Below are 23562 nucleotides of genomic sequence, written 5' to 3'. Positions count from 1 at the left end.
TCTTTTAAAAATTATTCGATCTCAAACAACTGATCTCCGCAAGAAGTCCCGTCGATGTTCTTGGATAGATTGTGTGTTCCGGAAGCATCGCTGTAGGTACAGACTTCTCCTCGAATATCAGTACACATTTTTTCCGTCAGAACACATCTTTGTCCGACAGGTGCTGCAGGATCAAAACGATAGCCTTGGAAATCTGTTTTTGCTGACTTGAATGCTGTGGTAGCATACGCACTTCCGGCACCCATCAATAGGATTGCTACGGGCAATGCGATTTTTCTGAAATTTTTCATAATGGTTGAAATTTGTTATTGGTGCCTACTCTTGGTCAGGGTTTTCGGCTTTCCCCTTTAATGAAATGCCTGGTAATGTTCTGCGCAAAACGATACCTGATGATTTCATTTCCGACTAATACAAAAAGATGATCTCCTACGATTTCCAATTGTATTTTTTTAATTTCTTTAGGTTTTGAAAGGTAAAAGCTGCCTATATAATTTTGCTCAGCAATGGAATACACATCGATTACAGCATTATTTTCCCAATTCTTACTGTTTTCATATCTGCCCATTAAATTAGATTGGTTAAACAGCAGACCATATTTAACGGTGGATGTAAAATTGACCTTAAGCGGGGGCTTATTCATCTTTCTTCTCCCATCGCTTAATTCAGCAACATCAATTTGGGGCTGGCTTATGGTATCGATGGTTTTGAAATTACCTTTTATATTCAGGTCTTTATCCATCATCAAAAGCTGATTTTTATAGTAATGAACATAGACCAGACTTTGGTTTTCACTATCAAAAAGTATCACTCCGTCTGTGTCAAAAACCCCATCTTTAGATTTCTGTAAAAGATCTGGTTTTAATTGAAGAGGATTCTTTTCTTCAGGAGACAAAATGCCTAACGACTGTTTTTTCAAAGGCGCATAGTAGGTACTGAAAATGAAAGAACGCTGATCCCAATTGATTAGCTGACTGAAGTAGGCTTGTGATCTACTATAAGTATGCACTTTCTCATTTCCCAGCAAGCCTTTATAAATGACAGGAACGGTTCCATCATACAGATAATAATAAGGCGCATTGATCTGTAAAATAGCTCTCTTGAAATTGAAATCAAAACGATCCGGAATGATCTTTTTTTCATTCATTCCTTTTAGTCCTGTATCTAAAGATATCAGCGAGAAGGGAGTGGTGTAATTTCCGAGATAAACAGAGTCTTTTGATGAACCTGCGAAATAGTAAGAATTAACCTCAAGATCGTACCGCTTCTCTTCCGTGATCGGATGTTGAAGAAATCTTCTTATAAAATGATTTTCTTTCTTTATCATATAATCAGAGCGGTGATATAGTACGAGGATCATTGCGGTGCTAAGTACAGATAAGAGAAGTTGTACAAAAACAGAAGTAATTATTTTTTTCCTTCTCTGGCCTGTGTGCAAAAGAATCGCAGACGATGAAAGTATGACGGTTGCAATGTTAAAAATGAGATGGGTTCTCCATCCCATTTTTTCCAATATTCCACCGCAAGAACAGGGGACATTATCGCTGTAATTTAGAATTACATAAATGTAGATCGTAAACGAGACCATCAGGAAAAAAGATGAGTACAGTCCGATAATTCTAGTTCTTTCGAAAATAAGCAGAAAACAAACCACCAATTCTATAATCAGCACACCATAAGAAATAAATCCTGCAACTGAACTTAAAATAGGGGATTGCGCTATCTGAACCTGAAAATTTTCAAAATCGATAATTTTACTGATGCTGGCATAACAAAACAGCAGGATGAAAAAGTAGCACACAAATTCTACAAATCTTATTATGATCGTTTTCATAACTTAGGTATTTATCCTTTTCTAACTAAAATCCATTTAACCTTCTTACCACAATATTCAGGCATCACATCACCTCTAGATAAAAAAACAATAGTGGTTATAGATCCTACTTTTTCATATTCACCGCTTACCGTACAAAGTTTTCCTGACTCGAGAGCACTGGTCTTCTTTCCATCATTCATATCTTTTGTTTTTGAATCCCGTGATTTTCTTTTTACCGAATACTGTCTTGCACAGTTCTCCAATGTTGTTTATCCCTTCTTGGTTCGTCTTCATCGTTGACGTTAAAATTATTTGCAGAGGGAATATCACTTGCTGATGGCTCCTCATTTTTAGCGGTGGTGTTTAACTGTTGATCTTTTAGGCTGCTTTTGTTCGTATGGGTAAAGTCCTGATTTTCGGAAATTATACCGCCAGTGGATCTTTCACATGAGTGCAATAGAAATATGCTTATTAAGCTAAAAATTGAGATATACTTTTTCATAATTTTTTATTTGAATGTTGAAAAATTATCCCGGCCGGGGTGATTAGAATTCTGATTCGAAATTAGAATGATCTCATCCATCAAAAAAGTTTATTCTGGAATAATGGACCATTTAAAAGGAATAATTGATCCATTATTCCCTGTTTATTAGCCTTTATTGTATTGTTGTTCAATGTATTGTGGATTATCGAAGCGTAAACCATTTATCCCAAGGATTTAAAGATACTTTTTAACTAAATTTGATATGATTTATATCATATGCTCATTCTCAAAGGACATATCGCATTTGTTTTTTTTCTGTTCGTGAATCTTTTTCAAAGTCAGGAACAGCAAAATTCCTATAAAAAACTTTCGTCAATTTTTAATAAGTATGTCGAAAATGATGAACGGGCAATGGTATATGTTAATTTATATATACAAAAAGCTAAGGAAGAATCCGATCTGAAAAGACTTATCGTGGGATATGAAGAGGCAATTTATTACTCGTCGTTAATAGAGCGCAAGTTAAAATATAGCGACAGTACCATAATTACGGCACTGAAAGCGGAAGATAAAGATCAGATATCACGTTCTTATTTAGGTAAAGGTATTATTTACTACTACAATGTCAGAAACTTTAAAAAAGCGTTGGCAGAATACATTAGGGCATACCAATATTCTAAAGGCTCAGAAGATGAATATCTGAAAAACAAGATCATTTATCATTTAGGTATTGTAAAGTGCTATTTAGGATACAATAGTGAAGCTGCGGGACATTTTGTTGAAACAGCAAGTTATTTTGAAACAAATATGAAATCCGATGGTCTGCACGAAAATACACGGCTGAATTATGAGTCTGGATATTTCAACAGTATCTACAGACTTAGTAAATGTTATCATAACTTGAAGCTTTACGTTAAGGAAGATTCCTTGATTAAGATTGGCCTTGACAAAATAGATGGATCTGACAAGCTCTCGACCGAATTTGCATATTTTCAGAAAGGAAGGGGAATTCAATTGATACGTCAGCAAAGACCTGATGAAGCTTTGCTCCATTTTAAGATTGCAGAAGATATTCTTATGCATAAGCAAGACGTTGCTTCTCTGGCCACGGTTAATTTTTATTTAGGGAAGCTCTACTGGAATGCTGGCAAAAGGAAAGAGTCTCTGGTGCATCTCAATAAAGTGGATGCAATGTTCAACAAATATAAAATGATAACGCCAGAAATTAGGTCTAGCTACGAATATCTGATCAATGACACTAAGGAACACGGTAACAAGGATAAACGTCTCTACTACACAACCCAACTGTTGAAAGCAGATTCGATTATTATAACAGACTTCCCACCGTTATCCTCAAAAATGAAATACGAATATGATACGGAGCGGCTTATGGCTGAAAAAAACGACTTGATGAAAATTAAGCATTTGGGAACCATAGCATTTGCATCTACAACTACCGTCGGTGTTTTTTTTCTATCTCTTGTGTTACACCGGTTTAAAAGAAAGAAAAGAATCCTTACGGATAAATATAATCTGATTTTAGCTAAGATGAACCAGCTTGGAAAAAATTCTTTATCAGCTTATGATGTTAAAATATGCAATGATGGTAATACGAAATATATCGACCCTCATTTCAGCGTAGAAGATCAAAAGGAATCAATGGATGAAGATGGAAATGCGAAAGAATTGTACAATACAGAGCTTGTTGAAAAAGTATTAAATAAATTGAAAATTTTCGAACAAAAAGAACTGTACCTCAACAAAAATCTCAAATTGCCTGACGTTGCTATTCTCGTAGGTACTAACAGGACTACCTTGTCCTATATATTGAACGAGCATATGAACATTGGATACCCCGAGTATATCAAAGGGTTGAGGATTAATTATATTACTAAATTAATATTGGAAGACAAAAAATACCTGCAGTATAAGATTGAAAGTCTTGCGGAAATTTGCGGAATGGCTAGCAGGCAAGTTTTCAGAGTACATTTTCAGGAGATCAACGGTATGACCCCAAAGGATTTTGTAAAGAAACGGTTTGCGGAACTAGATCGACTCTAAACACTGATTTTTTATCCGATTTTTACGTTACTAAAAATATATACGTATGAATGGAGAGAATTTTAAGTCGATTACAGGGCAATTGTGGAAGGATCTTAACACACAGATCGATCAGATTAATAGGACAGAGAATGACATTATTCTAAAATCAGAAGAAATCCTGATGGAAATAGATAGTGCCTTGCGTAAACTTAAGGAATATGCCGGGGAGAACGAGTTTAAGGGTTGGCGTGAGGAAATAGATTTTTTTAAAACGACAAAACCCAAATTTGTCTCACTGTACATCTATTATTCCAAGATCTTGGCCATTGAGAGTGGTAGACCATATGCAGACCCTGAGATATTGAGATCGTACTATGAAAAGGAAAGGAGCAATCTCATTTATTTTTATCAAGAAAACAGAGATTTTATAAGTTACTACAGGCGTCAGGCAATGTACTTGGATAAAAAGTATTTTGTAAGGCGTAATTTTGATTTTAAATTGAAGTTAAGTCCTGAATTCTATAGCTACGATCAGGATTTTTCTACATCTCACGACCATACGGTTTCACAGATCTTAGCCAATGACCTTCTTGAGTCTTATCTGGCAGAGAAGATCAGCTCAGAAAATATTCTCGAGCGGATGGTTTTTCAGAGCAGTCAGCTCGAATGGACAGCTCCAAAGGTGGCAATGACCGAATTGCTATATGCTTTATATCTGACCAAATGTTTCAATGGAGGTCAGTGCGATGCTATAGATGTCTTCCGCTGGGCAGAAACCGCATTGAATATCAATCTTGGAAATTACCATAAAACTTTAAGCGAGATCAGACAGAGAAAAACAGATCAAACCAGGTTTCTAAAGCTTATCCAGCAAAATATGCAGAGTTATCTGGAAAATTCTGATCAATGATATATTGTACTCCTTTAAATGATGAATTTTAAATTTATGTTCCAGTAGTTTATATCTGCTTTTGACTGTAAAATTTGTGTACGGTAGTTTTTCCATGCTACCGTATTCTCTCTGTGTTATATGATCATTTGAGTTGAGATTCGATGAATTAGAGAGCAGATCTTCTCGGGATTTGATTTGTTTAAATAATTTAAAAATTCCAATGATGAGGCGCAATATGTAAAATGTGGAAATGTACAAACAGATGAATTTATCTGGTTTGGTAATTTTTTCCTTTTGTTAGCCCTCGCTAAAAAATACAACTAGTACCTCATATCTGGATTCTGATGGAATAACTTAAGAATAAGAGATTAAACATTGAATACAAACATAGAAGATTCACTCGGTACATACGAGAAACTACCGAAAAATAATCAAATGCAATTCTGAAATTTGTATTAGTTGAAGGTCTTGATTTTATAAAAATCATTGGACGACTGCGAAATTTAAGTTATTATAATTCTTAATTAATCTGGAAAAAAAATATAAAAATGAAGAAAATTGATCCTGCTACACCTATTTGGCAATTGACAGTAGGGGAATTCTTAGAGGTTTCAAAGAATATTAATTCTGAAAAAAAATACGAGTATGGACTGAAAGGACTGGCAAAAATTTTAGGATGTTCTCTTTCCAAAGCTTCAGAAGTAAAATCCTCGGGCATGTTGGATGCTGCGATTGTTCAAAATGGAAATATTATCATTATTGATAAAGAAAAAGCTCTTCAGCTTTTTGGTAAAAAATAGATGTACTATCTTGAACTGATACAACGTTTCTGGACCTACAATCAAAATGCTCAGGTCGGATCTACCGCTGTTGCAATGTATCTGTATCTTTTGAAAACTGCATACAGCAATGGACATTACGATTTTACAATTTCAGATGTAGCCATTAGCAGGGATTTAGGGCTAAGCCGGAACACGGTTATTACAACGAAGGGTCGACTTCGAAAATTGAGATTGATAGATTTTAAGACAAAAAACGGACTTCCTTGCAGATATAGGATGATTATCAATTACCCGATAGATAATTCCGGGCAATTAGAGTTGTTGAAAATCAATATGGAAGAATCCATCAACGATAAAACATCGCTGGACATAAAGATGGCAGAGGACATAGGTACTGAAGCAAACGTGAGTAGTTGCTTGAATGGTAATAGTTCGAAGGAAAATGCTATAGTGCCGTCAAAGGATATTTTGCCATTAAAAATGAAGATGATAATACCAGAAATCGAAGAATACCTGGAATATGCAAAAACATTGGATGGTTATGATTCCACTCTTGAATTTAAAATTCGAAAAAAATACAGTGAATGGCTTGAAAAAGGCTGGTGCAATAATGCAAAAAGACCTATTACGAACTGGAAGTCTTCTTTAAAAAGTGCATTGCCCTTCCTACTTGATTCGAATCTAGGTAAAACGCTTTATGAAGGCACAATTCCAAAGATTAGACGTCCTCAATATCCGTCAGATAAAAATAAATAGCACTTTTTAGTACTGTGGTTGGAGACTGATTTGTAATTAATATTTTTGAAATGAGTGATAATGATAAGAATTCTAAATTGATCCGTAGGATTTTTGTGGAAAAGGACAATGGAGCATCTGAAAGAATCCGTTTGGGTAACGGATTTATTGATGATTTTATTTTTGAGGGCCAGCAGACTGCCGATATTCCCATCAATGCCCTACGCGTGATATTTAATATAATTTCTATTATTGGTAACGAACAATTTCGTCCGGAAGATAGGCCTAAACAATTGTCGCTGTTTGATGAGGAATTTGAAACGGAGAATAATGTGTTTGCGTCACTTCGGATCAGGAATAACAAAATTTCTCCAAGTGGTTCTACTAAGCAAGTTATCGATGCTTATGAGTTTTTAGCGAGATACAAGATGGGCTGGTACAAATCCGTCAATTTAAAGGGTCGGGAAATCAAAACATTTGGCGGTTTGATCTCAAATCCGAGTTATGACCAGAGAGGTTTTACCACATTTTTGATCAGCAGTTACTGGCTCAAAAAATTACTGGTCATTCCCGAGTACAATTATATACTTTACAATTTGGTATACACTATACGAAATAACAAACATATCATCTTTGCCATATGGCTTTCAAAGCTTCCTGAAAAAGGTACCGCCATAAAGCTTTCTACATTGAACGAAAGATTCGGACTCAATTATAAAACTACCAATGATTTTTGTTTTAAATTTCTAAAATCGGCCAGGATCAATCTGGATCAGTTCAATAATCTGTCTTTCAACTATAAATATAAAAAAGACCTGATATATATTATTCCTTACTACACCAAATCAATTCCACAGGATAAATTAAAGACAAATGTAGCGGAACACTCAATCGTCACTAGGAGACTGAATTATTTTAAAAAGAGATACTGCCTAACAGTTGATGAAATGGTTCAGTTCAGTTATCAGTATCGGAATATTCACCAGACGAGAGAGATGATCGAAAAATGCTTTAAAGAATTTATCAAAAATTGCAGAATAAGAAATGTTAAGTCAACAAATTTTAAAGGTTTGGAATTTTTGAACAAAATTCAGGAATATATTATTCTTTTCTACAGGAGAACAAAAATGGGAGAGTTGCTCCCAAACGGTTACCCACACATTATCTGAATTCGGATTTGCGCTCATCTCACTTTCGGAATTGTACTCATCCGTATTTCGGAATTACGCTCACTGGCGTTAAGAAAATATTAAATAGCGGATCTAAAATGTTGAGTTTTCGGAATTGTACTCATTTCACCGAATTTTTGAAACGAGAATATGCATAAAAGTTCTTTATAATGCTAACCATTCGGAATAGTACTCATTACAAAATAGAACTACATTCGGATTTGAACTTCTTCCAATTTCGGAATTATACTCATTCCAATTTCGGAATAATACTCATTGTAAAGTCCGCTATTACCCTTTGGTGAAAGGGGTCGGATAACTTATTAAAAGTATTTCAAAAGAATATAAAAGTTCTTTTTTATTAAAAAGAAAATAGATAATAAAATTGCTTAAGAAAAAAAAATGAACTGCGAGGAAGCCAGACAAAAAATAAAGATCAGAACGATTTTGGAATCGTTCAATCTTTTTCCTGTGAAAGAAAACAGGAAAACTGCTTTTTATTTTGCACTTGATAGGGAGGAAACTGTTCCCAGCCTGTCAGTCGATTTTGTGAAAAATACGGCATTTGATTTTGGCACTGGTAAAAATTATGATGTAATATCACTAGTTCAGCAGATGAATAAATGTTCTGTTTCTGAAGCGCTGAAATATCTTCTAAGCTTTAATATTCCTGTTTTTAGAAATGTAGACGTTAAAATGATTACTGAAGTTAAGAATTACCAGATCATTAAAGTTAGTGAAATCAGACACCTTGCATTGATCCAATATTTAAAATCTCGAGAGGTCTTTGAACAGAAACATTTAGTAGAAGAGATACTTTATCGTTTGGACGGCAAAACATTATTCGCAATTGGCTTTCTAAATAATTCGGGAGGTTATGAAATCAGAAATAAATATACAAAGATATGTTTAGGCCAAAAGGATGTTACTTGGGTCAAAAATGAGCCGAACGTAAATAATGAGGTACTTATTTTTGAAGGTTTTTTTGATTATCTGGCGTACAGAAATATGACTCGAGAAGAGAGTTCAAAAGCGGATTATCTGATTCTGAATTCAACAGCATTGCTTTTTAAGGTCAGGGATGCCTTGAATGAATATGATCTAATATCACTATTTCTGGACAATGATACTAATGGTAGATTGACCAAAGAAACAATCCAAATGAATTATGAAAAAGTGGAGGATTGTTCATTAATATACAGTGATTTTAAAGATATGAACGAGTGGTTTTGTAATTACCGCAGATAATTACAAATTCTGATATTTGCTGACCGCCTCTTCAATATCCTCTTTTATAAATTCCCAATATTTGCCGTGCAGGCAGATAGGGTCAAAATCATCATCTGCGATAATAAAGTCAATAAATTTTTTCAGAATTAATTCCTTGTCGTGATCATATGGATAGCGCTCCTCGTGAAGCTCCAGCATTTTTCCGATACCATATTCGGGAAGACATTCGTGAAGATCCCAAAAATCTTTTTTACGACCGCCTCTTTGGACTACATCTACCTTCATCGCAATGATCTCGTCTACCGTTGCTAATCTTATTTCTTCGGCTAGTATAGCAGGTCGTATGTAACTGTCTGTATAGTATAAGTCAAGTTTTACTGAGTTCTGCTTATCGGTTCCAATAAGGTAGGATTTACCCATAGCAGGATCTAGGTCTGAAAAACCATCAACATAGGTAAACGCAGATTTAAGAAAAAGATCAATTTCAGTAAAATTAATGCTTCCGTAGGGTACGTCACTAAATAGATCGATGTCTATTGATATACGGTGTCCTAGCTGAAGACTTAAAGATGTCCCACCTACAAGCCTGAAATCATCAAAAACCTTTGAAGCCATAAGGATCTGCAAGCTGCTTTTCAGTAAATCATTTACGGTATTGTAATACATACTTATGAGGAAGATTTTTTTTGCAGCTTCATAGGCTGTGTTGTTTTTGACTTTAATGCAATTTCGACCTTTATTTTTCCATAAAAACGGATCGCTTCATTTTTTTCATCATCATTTCCACGTTCATAAATCCTGTTAATGACAGCCTTATATTGCCTATCCCAATCGATATGGTTGATTTCTGTGTCCCAAAATAAAGATCTGCGAAGCACAGAAAGTTTTGGGGACTCCTTTATTTTTTCTTTTTCAATTTTGATGTCATAATAGCTTTGCAGAAGAACAATACTACCTTCTTCCAATTTGAGTTTTCTTTCTATTTTTAGTGCTAGCGCAACAGGAATATTTCTTTTTCCGGTTGTAATATTATTAATCGTTTGTGCAGATTCACCTATAGATAAAGCAAAAGGACGCTTCTTAAGCGATCGCTTCTCTAGCTCTCGTTCAAGAATGATTCCCGGATGGATTCCTTTATATTTTAACAATGAACTCATAGTACAAATATAAACAAATTTGTTTACATGTTGAAAGAATTGAAATTTTCTAATCTTTAAAAAACCGTTGTTTATTCTGCTAAATTTTTCCACATTCCGGAATGTTACTTCCCTCATTTTAATCACCTCTACTGAGGTTTGGCTTTTTACTATTGCAACGGACAGCAAACTGTAAAAATTGACGGCGGTACTCCAGGTGTATCTTAGAGTCAGATAAAATGATTAGAGAGGTTGAAAGCAAAGATATTTTAACGGATTACAGCGTAAAATATGATGACCAATATTTTATTCAAAACGGAAAATGGCTCATTAAAGAACGAATTGCCCACTTTCTGATCGTGGAATCAAGAGCCCCTTAGGATACAAAACATAGGGCATTTTAAAGTGTTCTAGGTTTTTTATTAATGAGTATTATCTAACAGTTCTAAGTAATTTGCAGATCATTTATTAAATCTGTTCATTTTAGATACTAGTTATATCTAAACCTGTGTTTATTATACACAGGTTATTATTTTTCATTAGCATTTTCATATGCTGAATAATAAATATAGGTTATCGTTAAATATGTATAAAATAGCTATAGGTCAATATTCAACCTGTCAAAAATGATGATAGCTTTCGTTTTTTCTTCCAAAACTATTGCTCTCTTTTCTTTCAAATGCACTAATTATTAATTTGAAAATTAAAATACTGATTATTAGTTATTTGTATGAAATGGCTTCAGTATTTTAGACCTGTAAAATATTTGTATTTATTTATCACAAAGTAATGGCAAGATGTGTCTTTGTACGTACAAACTTTTCAAGTCTGATACACAAAGACGATCTTGCCTTTTTTGCAAAAAGGGGGAAAACGGCGGAACTTGTTTTTTTTCTGCTTTAAATTAGATATATGTAATAATACTGTTACGTGGAGTATTTAGAAATAACGTTATTCACGCATATTATTTGTAATATTTCTGTTTCAACCATAAACTAACCCTAACCAATAGAATTAAAATAGGCACTTCTACTAAAGGTCCAATAACTCCTACAAATGCCTGTGATGAATGAATTCCAAAAACCGCTATGGCAACAGCAATAGCCAATTCAAAATTATTTCCTATTGCCGTAAAGGCGATAGATGCATTTTTGTCGTAAGGAACTTTCAATGCTTTACTTATGAAAAAGCTGATAAAGAATGTAAGGACGAAGTAAATTATTAATGGGATGGCTACTTTCACAACGTCCATTGGCAATTCTAAAATTTTATCTCCTTTCAAACTGAACATTAATACTATTGTAAAAAGTAAAGCATACAATGTCATTGGAGAAATAGCAGGAATAAATTTTCTGTTGAACCAGTCTTGTCCTTTTAATTTAATCAAAAAATATCGGCTCAAAAATCCTGCAATAAATGGAATTCCTAAATAAATGAAAACACTTTCGGCAACGTCTTTCATCGGTACAACAACGTTAAAGGTTCCTAGTCCAAGTTTTTGAGGTAATATATTAATGAAAAGCCAAACATAAAAACTGTAAAAAACTAATTGGAAGATACTGTTTAATGCTATTAGCAGAGCTGCATACTCTCTATTACCTTTTGCTAAATCATTCCAAACAATTACCATAGCAATGCATCTAGCCAAACCAATCAAGATTAAGCCAATCATATAGTCCGGCTCATCACTAAGAAAAATAATTGCCAATACGAACATTAAAACTGGACTGATAATCCAATTTAGAAGTAAAGATACCGACATCACTTTTTTATCTTTAAAAGCCATTGGTAATAGAGAATAATCTACTTTTGCCAAAGGCGGGTACATCATCAAAATTAATCCTATTGCTAAGGGAATATTAGTCGTTCCTACAGAAAGAGAGTTTGTAATGTTAGATATATTAGGAAAGAAATATCCTAAACCAACACCTGAAAGCATTGCTAAAAAAATCCAAAGTGTAAGAAAGCGGTCGAGGAATTTTAATTTTGGTTGCATTCTCTAATTGTTTAGTTGAGCGTATTGTTCCGCTGTTAATAAATTTTCAGTTTCTTTTAAGTCCTCAATTTCAATTTTTATCATCCAACCCTTATCGAAGGGATTAGAGTTTACCAGTGTTGGTTCTCTTAAAAGTTGCTCATTAATTTCAGTTACTTCTCCTGATAGAGGCATAAACAAATCACTGACAGTTTTAATAGCTTCTACAGAACCAAATACCTCGTCTTGTTTGAAACTATGATTAGTATTCGGTAAGTCAACATATACGATTTCGCCCAACTCCTTCTGAGCAAATTCTGTAATACCGATAGTTGCAGTCTCGTTGTCAATACGAACCCAAGTATGTTCTTTAGAGTAATATAAATCGTTTGGAAGTTCCATTTTTTTAGATTTTAAAGATTAATAGCCACGTCTTAGATTTTCTGCATACTCGTTTGGAAGAGGACTTTCTTCTACAGCCTTTGCAGCTTTTTCAAAATCATAATCAAAGCGAATAAACTCTATGCCAATACTCTCTTTATCTAGTATTGAGCTGTTTTCATTGATTGTCAACATCACATAACCACCTCTAATATCATTGTCTTTTGGTTTTCCTACCGAACCGATATTTACTGCGTGACGAAAATGATTTTGTCCCCCACTACCAGAATTCAAAACTCTGTGATAAGGTTTGTGTGTATGTCCGAAGCACATAATGTCAGCATCGGCTTGCTCCATAATTCGAATCATACTTTTTTCTTCACGGTCTTCAAAAAGATATTCATTTATTTTTCGTGGGCTACCGTGTACCAAGAGCAGATTTAATTTGTCTTCATTCAGCTGAAATTCGACTTTGATGTGAGCTGGAAGTGTACGCAAGTAAGCTCGTTCATCGTCTTTCATCAAGTAATTGGTAAAGGAAATAGAAATATTTCCATTATCTTTTTCGCTATCAGTTTTGTATGCACAACCACATTCGTTACTCATTCTTCCAATGCCAAAATCGTAGTTACCAGCAATAGTTGGTATTTTCCTTTTACGAATTTCATTTACAACTTCGTTTGGCCAAATGTTGTAGCCAACTAAATCGCCCAAACAATAGATGCTATCTGGATTTCTTTTCTCGACATCTGCAAAGAATGCTTCTAATGCAGGGAGATTAGCGTGAATGTCGCTGAATAATGCAATTTTCATTTTTATTGATTTTATAATTTTATTTTAATCTATTCCGACAATTTTACTTCTGTACTCCATCAATACATTGTCTTTCCAAACGCCATTTTTCTTTCCAATTTTTTCCCTGTAGCCAACAATTCTAAAACCGCATTTCTCGTGTAATTTTATGCTACTTTGGTTTTCTGAAAATATTCCGCATTGCAACGTCCATATTCCATTTGATTCACTCTGCTTAATCAATTCATTCAGTAGCAGTTTGCCTATACCTTTTCCTCTTGAATCTGTTGCGACATAAACACTTACTTCAGCTACACCTGAATAAACGCATCTGCTTGAAACTGGAGATAGCGCAGTCCAACCAAGCATCTTGCTATTTTCATATATACAAATTCTACAAAAATCAAGGTGTCCCTTATCCCAATCTTTCCATATGGGCGAATCATTTTGAAAAGTTGCGATATTCGTTGCTAGTCCTTGACGATAGATTTCTATTAACTCCGCAAAATTATCCTTGGTAATCAATTTTATTTCCATAGAAATTTGATTAGCAACATCCTGAATTTTGGGTGTAATTGTTTTGGTTGCTAACCAGTTCAATTAAATTCTTCTTTTGTTTTTCTGATGGAATTCCGCAAGCTTCTTGTGCTAAACAAGCTGTGGTTTTGCTTTTTAACACAAATGTTTTCCCATTAAATTCTAAATCGTATTTTCCGATAGTTTCACTTTGATATTCAACCTCAATATCAAAATCTTCAATTCCTAGTTTATCTTCGGAAAGTGTGATTATGTTGAGTAATTTGTTTGGCTTCAAACGATGTTCAAAATCGTCAGCATTCCACAATTGAAAATTCACTACTTTCTCAGAACGGATAACACCACCACAATCAATAAAGTTTTTGGTAATCATTCCTATCTCTGTAACGTGAAAATGTTCCGGAACAAAAGTTCCATTTTCTAATTGGAATTCTACATTTTCCAATGTTGGTAAAATTTGTTTTACTTCTGATAATTTCATAATTAAATCTTTATAGTTAAAATGCAATATTGCGATATACTTTGTTAAAAAAATGCTTAACAGCATCTTGTTTTTGAAACAGTTTGTACTATTTGGGAGAAATATGTATTTAAAATTTCTATGGTTTTTTCGTCTATGCAATAGCAAATTGCATTTCCAGAAATATTACCCTTTATAATACCAGCATTTTTCAATTCTTTTAAGTGTTGAGAAACGGTTGGTTGAGCTAATGGTAATTCATTGACAATATCTCCACAAATACACTCATTAACTTTCATCAAATACTCGATGATGGCAATTCTTGCAGGATGTCCTAACGCTTTTGCAATTGTTGCAATTTGATTTTGTCGGTTTGTAAAATGTTCAGTCTTCGTTGCTCCCATTTCTAATGTATTTAATATTGCAATATTACGATAAATATTTTAATAGAATAGTAGGAATCCAAAATAATCCAATTTATTCTTTTTTAATCTTTGAAGATTCCAGACTCATCCAGAGTATTCCTAGTTAGCCCAACTCCCTTGAATACTATTGTTTTGAAGAATTTTAACGCTCAATTTTGCATCAGAATATTAAATCAGAATGCAAATGAAAAAGTTGAATTACCTTCTATTATTTTTAAGCACAACATTACTTTTCGGACAAGTGGGCATCAATACCCAAATACCCGAAGCTACTTTAGAAGTAGTAGGAAAGCCAAACGATGTCAATCATTATGACGGAATCATTCCGCCACGTATCACAGGAAACCAGCTCGCTACAAAGACATATTCTTCTGCAAAAAAAGGAGCTGTAGTATTTGCAACTTCTCCTGCAACCAATTTTTCGGGTCAGGTAATTAATGTAACAGACCCCGGCTTATATTATTTTGATGGTGTTTTGTGGCAAGGGTTTTCAAAAGAAAAGCAGCCCACTGAATACAGAATTTTATTAACATTTGACCATAACAGCACCGCAGGACTTAGTGCAACTTCTATCTGGTCCGCTCCGGTAAATTATAATGGCAATACCAATGCCTATTTAACGTCTTCAAAATATTATACTATAGGAACCAAAAATTATGGAGGCTTAAAAGGGTCTATTTTATTTAGAAAAGTTCAAGGTATTGTCAACATAAAATTTCAAATATACAGGTCGACTGATTCGAATCCTATTATCGGTAATGCTTTTATTAGCCTTGCAGATATATACAATGATATAGGATATGTTCCTCATCAGATCGCGTTGTTGCATACCGAAGGTTCAACACAATTTTTCCCGGCATTGCTCGAATTTAGCTCTCTTATAATTCCTCAAACCTCTTTAAGTGCAATGTCCACAATGTACTACACGTACGGAGAAGTTCAAGGGTATTCTAATTGGATAAAACCTTATTTACCATAATATTTTTAAAAATAACACATGATGAAGTATGGAAAAAGAAGTACGTATTTTCATAAGGATTCAAAAAGATCGGAAAGAAAACTGGAAAGAACTGTGTTCCAAAAAGCAAATTTCTCTAACCAATTTAATCATCGATTCGGTAGAGAACAGAATAATGGATGATGAGAGAAGAAAAGTATTAGCGTTCATTGAAAAACAGGATAACCTATTCGTGAAAATAGAAACCAATATCAATCAAGTTGCAAAATTTGCAAATGCTCAAAAATATATCAGTCCAACAGACTTGCAATATTTTTCAAACAAACTATCTGAAATAGCTGATTTAAAGATCATACAGAATAACATTTTTATTAAAATATATTCTTTGCTCGGACAATGATCGTTAAAATAATGAAACCATCTGGTTCCAGCTTTCCGGGAGTCAATTACAACGATAAAAAAGTAAATAAAGGAACAGGGGAATTGATGCTGATGAAAAATTTTCCTTCGTTCATTAATGAAGCCAGCAGTCAAAAGGAAGTCAGGGATTATTTAAAATCAATATCAAAAAACGAAAAAGTAAAAAAACCTCAATTCCACGCCGTTATTTCAACCAAATTTCAGGAGCACAGCAAAGAAGAACTGACAAAAGTTGCAGAAAATTTTATGGACGAAATGGGTTACGGGAACCAGCCATTTATTTTGGTATTCCATAAGGACACAGATAACAACCACGTCCATATTGTTTCATCGCGGGTTGATAAACAATCCGGAAAGAAAATCAATGATAGCTACGAGAGACTTAAAGCTCAAAAGGCATTAAGCAGTACAATGGAAAAATTGTACGGTCTGAATATAAGCACAGATTTGGACAAACTGTTGAATTACAGAATAAGTTCGATCAATCAACTGGAAACTTTACTGAATAGAAATGGTTACAAAATAAACAGAAACACAAATGTTGAAAATTTTTACAACATTTTAAAAAACGGAGTAGTACAACGGACACTTTCAGGAAATCAAATTGTATTTGACAACCAAAAGAACGACAAAAGAGCCGGACAGATTAAAGCCATCCTAAAAAAATATAAGGAACTGTATTCCAACAAAGTTTTTAAGGTGGAAGACAACAGACGAAAAGAATCGATGCTCCCACAAGAAAGAAAAGCTGAAGGAGAAAATCATTCAAAGGCTAAAATTGAATTTGAAAGTGAGCTTCAGAAAAAGCTGAAGGATGTATTCGGGATAGATATTGTTTTTCATCAAAAAGAAGGTTTGAAACCATTTGGTTATACTTTGATCGACCATAAAACAGATAGAGTATATAAAGGAAGTGATATTTTAAAAATGAATGAGTTGTTTGAATTCACTACTGAAACGTTGGACAAGAAGCTTTTTGAAGTCTTAAAAGATTATAACATTCGGAATCAGGAATCAAAAAAAATATTGTTGGAGTTTTTACAAAAACAATATCCAGGGACAGAGATCAAGGCATTTATGCTTTTTGAAAACAGAGGAAAAAAAGATTTGGAAACCTACCGAAAAGTTCAGTCTGAAGTAAAGGAATTTATCAGGAATTACAAAAATACAAATGATGAGAAAAATATTACAATAACCATAGGCGAAGACGGGAATAGGTATGCAGTTCATACCCGCTTTCACTACATCGGAGAACTTCAATCATTAATTGGAGAAAAGGAGTATCAGAAATTTCTAAATCCGCTTAATGTAAGTGAAACCTTAACTGATATTAAGGAAGAAGCAGAATTAAATAAAGCGGTCAATGAAATGCTTTTTGAATGGATGAAGAATTCAGGAACTGCAAACGACCCTGCTGAAAATGCACTCAAAAAACGAAGGAAGAAGAGAAGGTAGGCCGAAGTTCGGCTTTTAATTAGAGTCAACAACTATCAACCAAAAACCATCAAAAAGCGTATGATTATCACTTTTGCTACTCAAAAAGGAGGAACCGGAAAAACAACATTGGCGATTGCTTTTGCCAATTATATTTCCACCAATTCGGAAAGAAAAATAAATGTATTCGATTTTGATTATCAGAAGTCCTTTTACTATAAATGGAAAGAAGATGAAGCATTGGAAATCCCGAAACTGTATGATGTTGAGATTATTGGTGAAGATGATCAGCAGCCGTTTTCGGACTTTGATACTCTTATTGATCTGAAAGAAAGTGAGGAGATCAACCTCTTTGACTTGGCAGGAACACTCGATGCAAAATACAGCGATCTTTTGATATACAGCGATTTTATTGTGATTCCATTTGAATATTCAGATGTTTCTGTAAAATCGACTTTAGTTTTCATAAATATGCTGGGATTACTTGAAAGTGAGGCTGAAAGAATTTTTATCCGTTCCAAATATGATAAAGGATACAAATACCTAAATCAGGAAGCAATGGATATTGAGCTGGCAAAATATGGAATGCTTCTGCCAAGTCCGGTATTCAAAAGAAACATCCTGCAAACTATTAATACCAGAAACTTGGCTGGCAAGCAAAAATATGCAGTAGAAAATACGTTCGATGAACTTATAAAGCATATCAATGAAAATTCAAAACTCAAAATAGAAATTCTGAAAAAGAAGGAAAAAACCAAAGACTAAATACCAACACAGACCACTCTCAAATGACCACTAAATCAATAAAAAATGATAAAAATTTCACTTAGCATACTGGCTGTTTACCTGATGTATTATGCAGGTAATATTTTATACGATCTGTTTCTCAAAAAAGAAAAAGAAGCTTATAAAGAAGAGACTCAGGAATTTTCTTTATCAGAAATCTCCGATCAATACGAAGAATTAACGAGAACTATCGGGATTGAAGATGTAGAAAACATTATAACTCCAAAATCATTCAACAGAAAAGAATTGATTCCTGATGCTGGGGAAGAATCGAATGAACGACAGTATTTACAGTTTTTGAAAGGTAAGTTTGAATCTGAGCAAGATTTGGAGGAACTGGACACTGTAACAAAAAATGATTCTGCGGAAACTGAAAATCAATCTAGTCCCGAAAAATCTGAATCACGCGAAACATATCCTGAGCAAACGAAAAAAATAATAAACGAACAGGAAATCCAAAAACCTAACGAAGTTCTCCAAAACAAAACTACTATCGATAAAGACACAGAAAATTCCAGAATAAAAGAATGGAAGAAGATGCTTAATCTATCTGAAACTTTAGTTCAAATGGTTGCCAACTACGACGGACACAAAGTGTATAACTCCACGATGTAGTTCTAAAATCTAAATAATTATAAAGTATTAATAATCAACGTATTAAAATTACGATGCAGGGTGTTCTACGCCCAAAAACCAAAAATCAACCCATTTATTAACCTTCTAAAAGCACATTTATTATGAAGCAAAAATTCAAAAAGCACCAAATGATGAAAAAAGTTCTAACCCTCGCCTTGGTAGTGATGGCACTAACACCTGCATTTGCACAAGGCGGTGCAACAGCAATCTCGAATGCCGCCAACGATATTAAAGATTACTGGGATCCTATCAAGCTTATTTTAAAAGCAGTTGGTGGATTGGTAGGATTCATCGGAGGTTTGAGAGTGTACAACAAATGGACGAATGGAGACCAGGATGTCAACAAAGAGATCCTTGGTTATGGAGGAGCAATGATCTTCCTGCTTGTAGTTCCAGAATTTGTAACCGCATTCTTTGCCTAAAATGGGATTTTATTTATACAAGGGGCTCAAAAAACCCCTTGTGTTTTTTGGACTGAAAGGGAAATACATTTTTTACGCAGTAGGTGTGATCGGAAGCGGAGTAATTGCATCATTAATACTATCCAAATTCGGATTACTGGGTTCTTTACTCGGATTAGCAATAACTGCAGGAGGCGTTTATCTGATCTTCAAAAGACAGGATAAATATGGATTGTATGACAAGACCAAAAATTTCGATCAGATCTTGATCTTTCCAAAAAAATTAACCAACAAAAGACTTTTAAAAAGTGATGAAACCGAAAGGTTCATATGACCAATAAAAAATAAATAAATTCATATGAAAAAGGAAAAACAAGCATTTAATATCCCTTTTATCGGGTATGACTATGCCAAAGATTTCAATTGGGATTTTGATGTTCTTTTTGGGCAGTACGGAAATCCTATCATTGGCATCAGGATAAAAAACATTGTTGAGCAATATTCTGCAGATCCGGATACGTACCTGCATTTTCATACAGTCTTAAATCAGGTGGTATCGATTATTGGAGAAGGAAGAATTGTCCAGAAGCTTGACATTTTTTCTAAAAAGAAATATACTGCAGAACAATCCAATCAATTTCTACAGCAAAAATATTCAGAACATTTTGAAGGCAGGCTTTTTAAGACCATTGAAACCGTGCTATTCTTCACGGATATCATCGATGACAAACTGAAAAAGAAAACTAAACATTACCAATTCTCTGAAAAAAGCTACAAAGAATTACGGGACAAATGTCAGAAAGTATTTATGCTTTTGAAACAAAGCGACTGCGAACCACAGTTTTTATTCGAGAAAGATCTGGAATACTATATATCAGGCGTATTGTCGATGCAGTTTTCTAAGTCTCCAACCTTTGATAATATAAAAAGTACCAATGAATTTCTGCAGATAGGAAACAGGTTTGTGAAAAACATTGCTTACGTCGATGTAGAAAACATTGATCTGCCTTCAGAAATTGAACCTTATTCTGTTCTTGGAGGAAACGGAGCTGCAGCTGAGACGGCAGTTGACAATTTTAGTTTCATCAATGAACTGGAAGATTATGAGACCATTGTTTACAATCAAATCATTACGATTCCGCTTCAGGCACAACAGCAAAGGGAGCTTGATAAAAAGAAGAAAAAGCACGAAGGAGCAGCCAACAATTCTCCGTCCAATGCGATTATAGCAGATGAAATTCAGACTTTGCTTCATAACATAGCCATTGACGGACAGCTCGTTGTCAATGCACATTTTTCAATCTTATTTTCCGCAGATACTTTGGAAAAAATGGAGAACATTCAGTCGATGATTGAAAATAAGCTTTTTACGAAAGGCATCATTGTTTCTAAAAATGCCTACAATCAATTGGAACTTTGGAGGGCGGCCATTCCGGGTAATGGAACCGAACTCAGAGAATACGATCTATTTATGACGACAAGCGAAGCGGCCTTGTGTTTTTTTTTTAAGGAAAGTTACCCCGTCAATGAAGATTCCAATTTCTACCTGAGATTTACAGACAGGCAAGGTGTTCCGCTGAAAGTTGATCCTTCGGATTTACCGATGAAAATAGGAAGAATCAACAACAGAAATAAGTTTGTTCTTGGACCCAGCGGGTCAGGCAAGAGTTTTTTAATGAACAATATTATTGAGCAGTATCTGACCTATAATTATGATGTCGTAATTGTTGATACCGGAGATTCCTATTCTGGAACCTGCAAATATAAAGGAGGAAGATATATCCAATACACAGAAGAAAAACCAATCACAATGAATCCTTTTCTAATGGATAAAAAAGAATTTAATATTGAAAAAATTGAATTCTTAACCAATTTGATTTTCCTGATCTGGCAAGGTCCTGATGCTGCAATGTCATCTGCACAAAAATCTATATTAGACAATGTGTTGATGTCGTATTATCATCAGTATTTTAATTCCGGACAAGAGTGGTATGAGGGAAAAACTTCGGAAGAATTAATTCTATATCTCAATAAATACAATATTCACGAAGAGGATCTATTTTCTGAATATGAGAATGAAGTTAAGTGGCAGCAAAACTATTACGATGTTTTAGGAATTACTTTCGACGCCAGTTCCGATGAAATAAAAGAAGCGGGAAGAAAACTGTTGAAATTTTATCATCCTGATAAGAACATCAACAATCCGGAATATGAAAGTGAAATTTTTTATAAAGTCTATGAAGCTTATGACACGCTGAATGATGAAGAAAGGCGGAAAATATACAATGAAACCCAATTGATTTTAATTAAGTCGAGCGATATCATCAAGCAACCAAGATCAGCTGATGATTGGAATGAATCTTTTAGAAAAGCGATCATTAGAAAAATCAAAGAACTAGAAGAAAAGCTGCTTGTAACTGAACTTTCTTTCAATGGATTTTATGATTATTGCGACCAATTTCTTCCAATCTATCTGAATAATAAGAAGCACAACATCATTGAGAAGGAGTTTAATCTTCGAACATTTTTGTTTGTTCTGAGAGATTTTTACAAAGGTGGAAGGTATGGAACAACGCTAAATGAAAGTACGGATAATACGCTGTTTGACGAAACATTTATTGTGTTTGAGATCGACAATGTAAAAGACAATCCGAAACTGTTTCCGATTGTAACGCTCATTATTATGGACACTTTTATTCAGAAAATGAGACTCAGAAAAGACCGTAGAAAAGCCCTCATCATTGAAGAAGCCTGGAAAGCGATTGCCAGTAAACTGATGGGAGGTTACATTCTTTATTTGTATAAAACGGTAAGGAAATTTTGGGGAGAAGCGGTGGTGGTAACGCAGGAACTGGATGACATTATCGGAAACGCAGTCGTAAAAGACAGTATCATCAACAACTCGGATACATTCATTTTGCTTGATCAAACCAAATTCAAGGACAACTTTGACAAAATCGCTTCATTGCTTTCACTCAATAAAGTCGAGCAGAACAAGATTTTCACCATCAATAATCTCAATAATAAATTCGGACGAAGCCGATTCAAGGAATTTTATCTGAAACGGGGTTCGAAAGGGGAAGTCTATGGAAACGAGGTTTCATTGGAGCAGTATCTGACCTACACGACAGAAAAGCCTGAAAAATTAGCTGTTGAATATTATGTACATCAATATGGGGATTATGACGAAGCATTACGCAGAATAGTTGGTGATTTAAAAATCTTCGGAGACAGTCTGGAAAACTTGGTATCACTCGTGAATTTATATCAGAATCCTTTGGATGAAAAAATCAATTCTTATTACAGAATGATGAAAATACAGCATAAAGGAAAGAATGTTTTCAAAATCATCTCACAGGAATTAGAAGACCGTAATATCAGTTTTTCAGTATTAATCAACAAACAGCAATATGAAAAAGTTTAGCATTATTTTCTTAGGATTTGGAGGATTACTTTATTCACAAAATACCTATATCGATCCTACGGTAACGGCGGCAATGATTCTGTATTCTGAAAATCTGAAAGCCAAGCAGAATGAGGTCATTGAAGAAACTTCAAAATTAAAAGATGCTCAAACCTGGGTCGGAACCCAAATGGTGGCAGCAAATGATATTCAGAATAAAATTCTGAAAGGCTTAAAAGAAGTTTCAGGAACACTGCAGAATGGTATTCAGGTACAGGAAATCTACTCTGAGCTCAATAAATGTTACAATTATTCATCACAGGTGGTACAATTGGCATCACAACATCCGCAGTACGCGATTTTCGGGGTTAAAGCTTCACAAAAGACCTACGAGCAAAGTTTAAAGATAGTGACAGATGTTTCGGATCTATTAACCTCTGGAGAACTGAATTTGGCAACGGCAGGAGATCGCTACAAGCTTTTACACAATATTTCGGGTAATGTAAAGAATCTGAAGCTTTGGCTTTTGGCGATCAAATTAAGACTGGAAAAAGCCAACCGATTGGGGTTTTGGAATTCCATCAACCCATTGGCAGGCTATATCAATACAGACAAAGCTATTGTTGAAAATATTATGGATCGGTATAAAAAGAATTTTTAAAAGCATAAG

At 34.3% G+C, this 23562-nt stretch carries 28 protein-coding genes; 16 read left to right on the top strand and 12 right to left on the bottom strand.

Going from position 1 to position 23562, the window contains the following annotated elements; all coding sequences use genetic code 11:
* Nucleotides 1-11 precede the first annotated feature (11 nt).
* Genes LO744_RS11795 through LO744_RS11780 form a run of 4 tightly spaced genes read right to left on the bottom strand, consistent with a single transcriptional unit; the run spans nucleotide 12 to nucleotide 2315 of the window.
* The gene (locus LO744_RS11795) at nucleotides 12-290 is read right to left on the bottom strand and encodes a DUF6520 family protein (protein ID WP_262908727.1); all 279 of its coding nucleotides are present in this window, start codon (nucleotides 288-290) and stop codon (nucleotides 12-14) included.
* A gap of 35 nt (nucleotides 291-325) precedes the next feature.
* The gene (locus LO744_RS11790; RefSeq protein WP_230669492.1) at nucleotides 326-1831 is read right to left on the bottom strand and encodes an HTTM domain-containing protein; all 1506 of its coding nucleotides are present in this window, start codon (nucleotides 1829-1831) and stop codon (nucleotides 326-328) included.
* A gap of 11 nt (nucleotides 1832-1842) precedes the next feature.
* Nucleotides 1843-2013 (bottom strand): hypothetical protein, encoded by a 171-nt coding sequence (locus tag LO744_RS11785; RefSeq protein ID WP_230669490.1) that lies wholly within the window; start codon nucleotides 2011-2013, stop codon nucleotides 1843-1845.
* 32 nt (nucleotides 2014-2045) lie between these two features.
* The gene (locus LO744_RS11780) at nucleotides 2046-2315 is read right to left on the bottom strand and encodes a hypothetical protein (protein ID WP_230669488.1); all 270 of its coding nucleotides are present in this window, start codon (nucleotides 2313-2315) and stop codon (nucleotides 2046-2048) included.
* Between the two features lie 258 nt (nucleotides 2316-2573).
* Between LO744_RS11780 and LO744_RS11775 the strand changes: the two genes are divergently transcribed.
* The 6 genes from LO744_RS11775 to LO744_RS11750 all read left to right on the top strand — a co-directional run bounded on the left by LO744_RS11775 (nucleotide 2574) and on the right by LO744_RS11750 (nucleotide 9166).
* Nucleotides 2574-4358 carry a helix-turn-helix domain-containing protein gene (locus tag LO744_RS11775; RefSeq protein ID WP_230669487.1) on the top strand — a complete coding sequence of 595 codons (1785 nt, stop codon included), beginning with the start codon at nucleotides 2574-2576 and terminating at the stop codon, nucleotides 4356-4358.
* 46 nt (nucleotides 4359-4404) lie between these two features.
* Nucleotides 4405-5250 carry an RteC domain-containing protein gene (locus LO744_RS11770; RefSeq protein ID WP_317207253.1) on the top strand — a complete coding sequence of 282 codons (846 nt, stop codon included), beginning with the start codon at nucleotides 4405-4407 and terminating at the stop codon, nucleotides 5248-5250.
* 530 nt (nucleotides 5251-5780) lie between these two features.
* Entirely contained in the window at nucleotides 5781-6032 is a 252-nt protein-coding gene (locus LO744_RS11765) for a DUF3853 family protein (RefSeq protein ID WP_230669486.1), read from the top strand.
* On the top strand, nucleotides 6033-6770 hold the full coding sequence (locus LO744_RS11760) for a hypothetical protein (RefSeq protein WP_230669485.1): 738 nt from the start codon (nucleotides 6033-6035) through the stop codon (nucleotides 6768-6770).
* Between the two features lie 50 nt (nucleotides 6771-6820).
* On the top strand, nucleotides 6821-7918 hold the full coding sequence (locus LO744_RS11755) for a hypothetical protein (RefSeq protein WP_230669484.1): 1098 nt from the start codon (nucleotides 6821-6823) through the stop codon (nucleotides 7916-7918).
* 402 nt (nucleotides 7919-8320) lie between these two features.
* Complete coding sequence (locus LO744_RS11750; RefSeq protein WP_230669483.1) at nucleotides 8321-9166, top strand: toprim domain-containing protein; 846 nt, start codon at nucleotides 8321-8323, stop codon at nucleotides 9164-9166.
* Here LO744_RS11750 and LO744_RS11745 read toward each other — a convergent pair whose 3' ends face one another.
* Entirely contained in the window at nucleotides 9167-9814 is a 648-nt protein-coding gene (locus tag LO744_RS11745; RefSeq protein ID WP_230669481.1) for a nucleotidyl transferase AbiEii/AbiGii toxin family protein, read from the bottom strand. It lies immediately after the preceding gene.
* Nucleotides 9815-9816: 2 nt separating this feature from the next.
* Nucleotides 9817-10305, bottom strand: coding sequence for a helix-turn-helix transcriptional regulator (locus LO744_RS11740; protein WP_230669479.1), 489 nt, complete (start codon nucleotides 10303-10305; stop codon nucleotides 9817-9819).
* A 218-nt stretch (nucleotides 10306-10523) separates the two neighbouring features.
* Between LO744_RS11740 and LO744_RS11735 the strand changes: the two genes are divergently transcribed.
* Nucleotides 10524-10664 (top strand): hypothetical protein, encoded by a 141-nt coding sequence (locus tag LO744_RS11735; RefSeq protein ID WP_230669478.1) that lies wholly within the window; start codon nucleotides 10524-10526, stop codon nucleotides 10662-10664.
* Nucleotides 10665-11248: 584 nt separating this feature from the next.
* On the opposite strand, the gene arsB is transcribed toward LO744_RS11735, so the two are convergent.
* The 6 genes from arsB to LO744_RS11705 are packed head-to-tail and all read right to left on the bottom strand — an operon-like array spanning nucleotide 11249 to nucleotide 14833.
* On the bottom strand, nucleotides 11249-12280 hold the full coding sequence (gene arsB / locus LO744_RS11730; protein ID WP_230669477.1) for an ACR3 family arsenite efflux transporter: 1032 nt from the start codon (nucleotides 12278-12280) through the stop codon (nucleotides 11249-11251).
* A 3-nt stretch (nucleotides 12281-12283) separates the two neighbouring features.
* Nucleotides 12284-12661 (bottom strand): glycine cleavage system protein GcvH, encoded by a 378-nt coding sequence (gcvH, locus tag LO744_RS11725; protein ID WP_230669475.1) that lies wholly within the window; start codon nucleotides 12659-12661, stop codon nucleotides 12284-12286.
* Nucleotides 12662-12679: 18 nt separating this feature from the next.
* Nucleotides 12680-13453, bottom strand: coding sequence for a metallophosphoesterase family protein (locus LO744_RS11720; RefSeq protein ID WP_230669473.1), 774 nt, complete (start codon nucleotides 13451-13453; stop codon nucleotides 12680-12682).
* Between the two features lie 24 nt (nucleotides 13454-13477).
* Entirely contained in the window at nucleotides 13478-13969 is a 492-nt protein-coding gene (locus LO744_RS11715) for a GNAT family N-acetyltransferase (protein ID WP_230670562.1), read from the bottom strand.
* A 10-nt stretch (nucleotides 13970-13979) separates the two neighbouring features.
* Entirely contained in the window at nucleotides 13980-14450 is a 471-nt protein-coding gene (locus LO744_RS11710) for a DUF6428 family protein (protein WP_230669471.1), read from the bottom strand.
* A 56-nt stretch (nucleotides 14451-14506) separates the two neighbouring features.
* A complete protein-coding gene (locus tag LO744_RS11705; RefSeq protein ID WP_230669470.1) occupies nucleotides 14507-14833 on the bottom strand; it encodes an ArsR/SmtB family transcription factor in 327 nt (108 codons plus the stop codon).
* A 205-nt stretch (nucleotides 14834-15038) separates the two neighbouring features.
* Between LO744_RS11705 and LO744_RS11700 the strand changes: the two genes are divergently transcribed.
* The 9 genes from LO744_RS11700 (at nucleotide 15039) to LO744_RS11660 (ending at nucleotide 23553) form a co-directional block, all read left to right on the top strand.
* Nucleotides 15039-15833, top strand: coding sequence for a hypothetical protein (locus tag LO744_RS11700; protein ID WP_230669469.1), 795 nt, complete (start codon nucleotides 15039-15041; stop codon nucleotides 15831-15833).
* Between the two features lie 28 nt (nucleotides 15834-15861).
* Complete coding sequence (locus tag LO744_RS11695) at nucleotides 15862-16212, top strand: hypothetical protein (protein ID WP_230669468.1); 351 nt, start codon at nucleotides 15862-15864, stop codon at nucleotides 16210-16212.
* A gap of 11 nt (nucleotides 16213-16223) precedes the next feature.
* Complete coding sequence (locus tag LO744_RS11690; RefSeq protein WP_317207252.1) at nucleotides 16224-17687, top strand: relaxase/mobilization nuclease domain-containing protein; 1464 nt, start codon at nucleotides 16224-16226, stop codon at nucleotides 17685-17687.
* A gap of 60 nt (nucleotides 17688-17747) precedes the next feature.
* On the top strand, nucleotides 17748-18431 hold the full coding sequence (locus LO744_RS11685) for a ParA family protein (RefSeq protein ID WP_230669464.1): 684 nt from the start codon (nucleotides 17748-17750) through the stop codon (nucleotides 18429-18431).
* A gap of 45 nt (nucleotides 18432-18476) precedes the next feature.
* Nucleotides 18477-19067, top strand: a complete 591-nt coding sequence (locus LO744_RS11680) for a hypothetical protein (RefSeq protein WP_230669463.1) — start codon at nucleotides 18477-18479, stop codon at nucleotides 19065-19067.
* A 122-nt stretch (nucleotides 19068-19189) separates the two neighbouring features.
* Nucleotides 19190-19510, top strand: a complete 321-nt coding sequence (locus tag LO744_RS11675) for a DUF4134 domain-containing protein (protein WP_394799518.1) — start codon at nucleotides 19190-19192, stop codon at nucleotides 19508-19510.
* 1 nt (nucleotide 19511) lies between these two features.
* Nucleotides 19512-19823, top strand: coding sequence for a DUF4133 domain-containing protein (locus LO744_RS11670; protein ID WP_230669461.1), 312 nt, complete (start codon nucleotides 19512-19514; stop codon nucleotides 19821-19823).
* 24 nt (nucleotides 19824-19847) lie between these two features.
* Nucleotides 19848-22913: a TraG family conjugative transposon ATPase gene (locus tag LO744_RS11665; RefSeq protein ID WP_230669459.1), complete on the top strand. Its 3066-nt coding sequence runs from the start codon at nucleotides 19848-19850 to the stop codon at nucleotides 22911-22913.
* A complete protein-coding gene (locus tag LO744_RS11660) occupies nucleotides 22900-23553 on the top strand; it encodes a hypothetical protein (RefSeq protein ID WP_230669457.1) in 654 nt (217 codons plus the stop codon). The genes LO744_RS11665 and LO744_RS11660 overlap by 14 nt, the downstream gene beginning before the upstream one ends.
* Nucleotides 23554-23562: the final 9 nt, after the last annotated feature.

The sequence above is a fragment of the Chryseobacterium turcicum genome (assembly GCF_021010565.1).
GTDB classification, from domain to species: domain Bacteria; phylum Bacteroidota; class Bacteroidia; order Flavobacteriales; family Weeksellaceae; genus Chryseobacterium; species Chryseobacterium turcicum.
The sequence above is the reverse complement of the archived record's forward strand: the minus strand, read 5'-3'. Positions and strand labels throughout refer to the sequence as shown.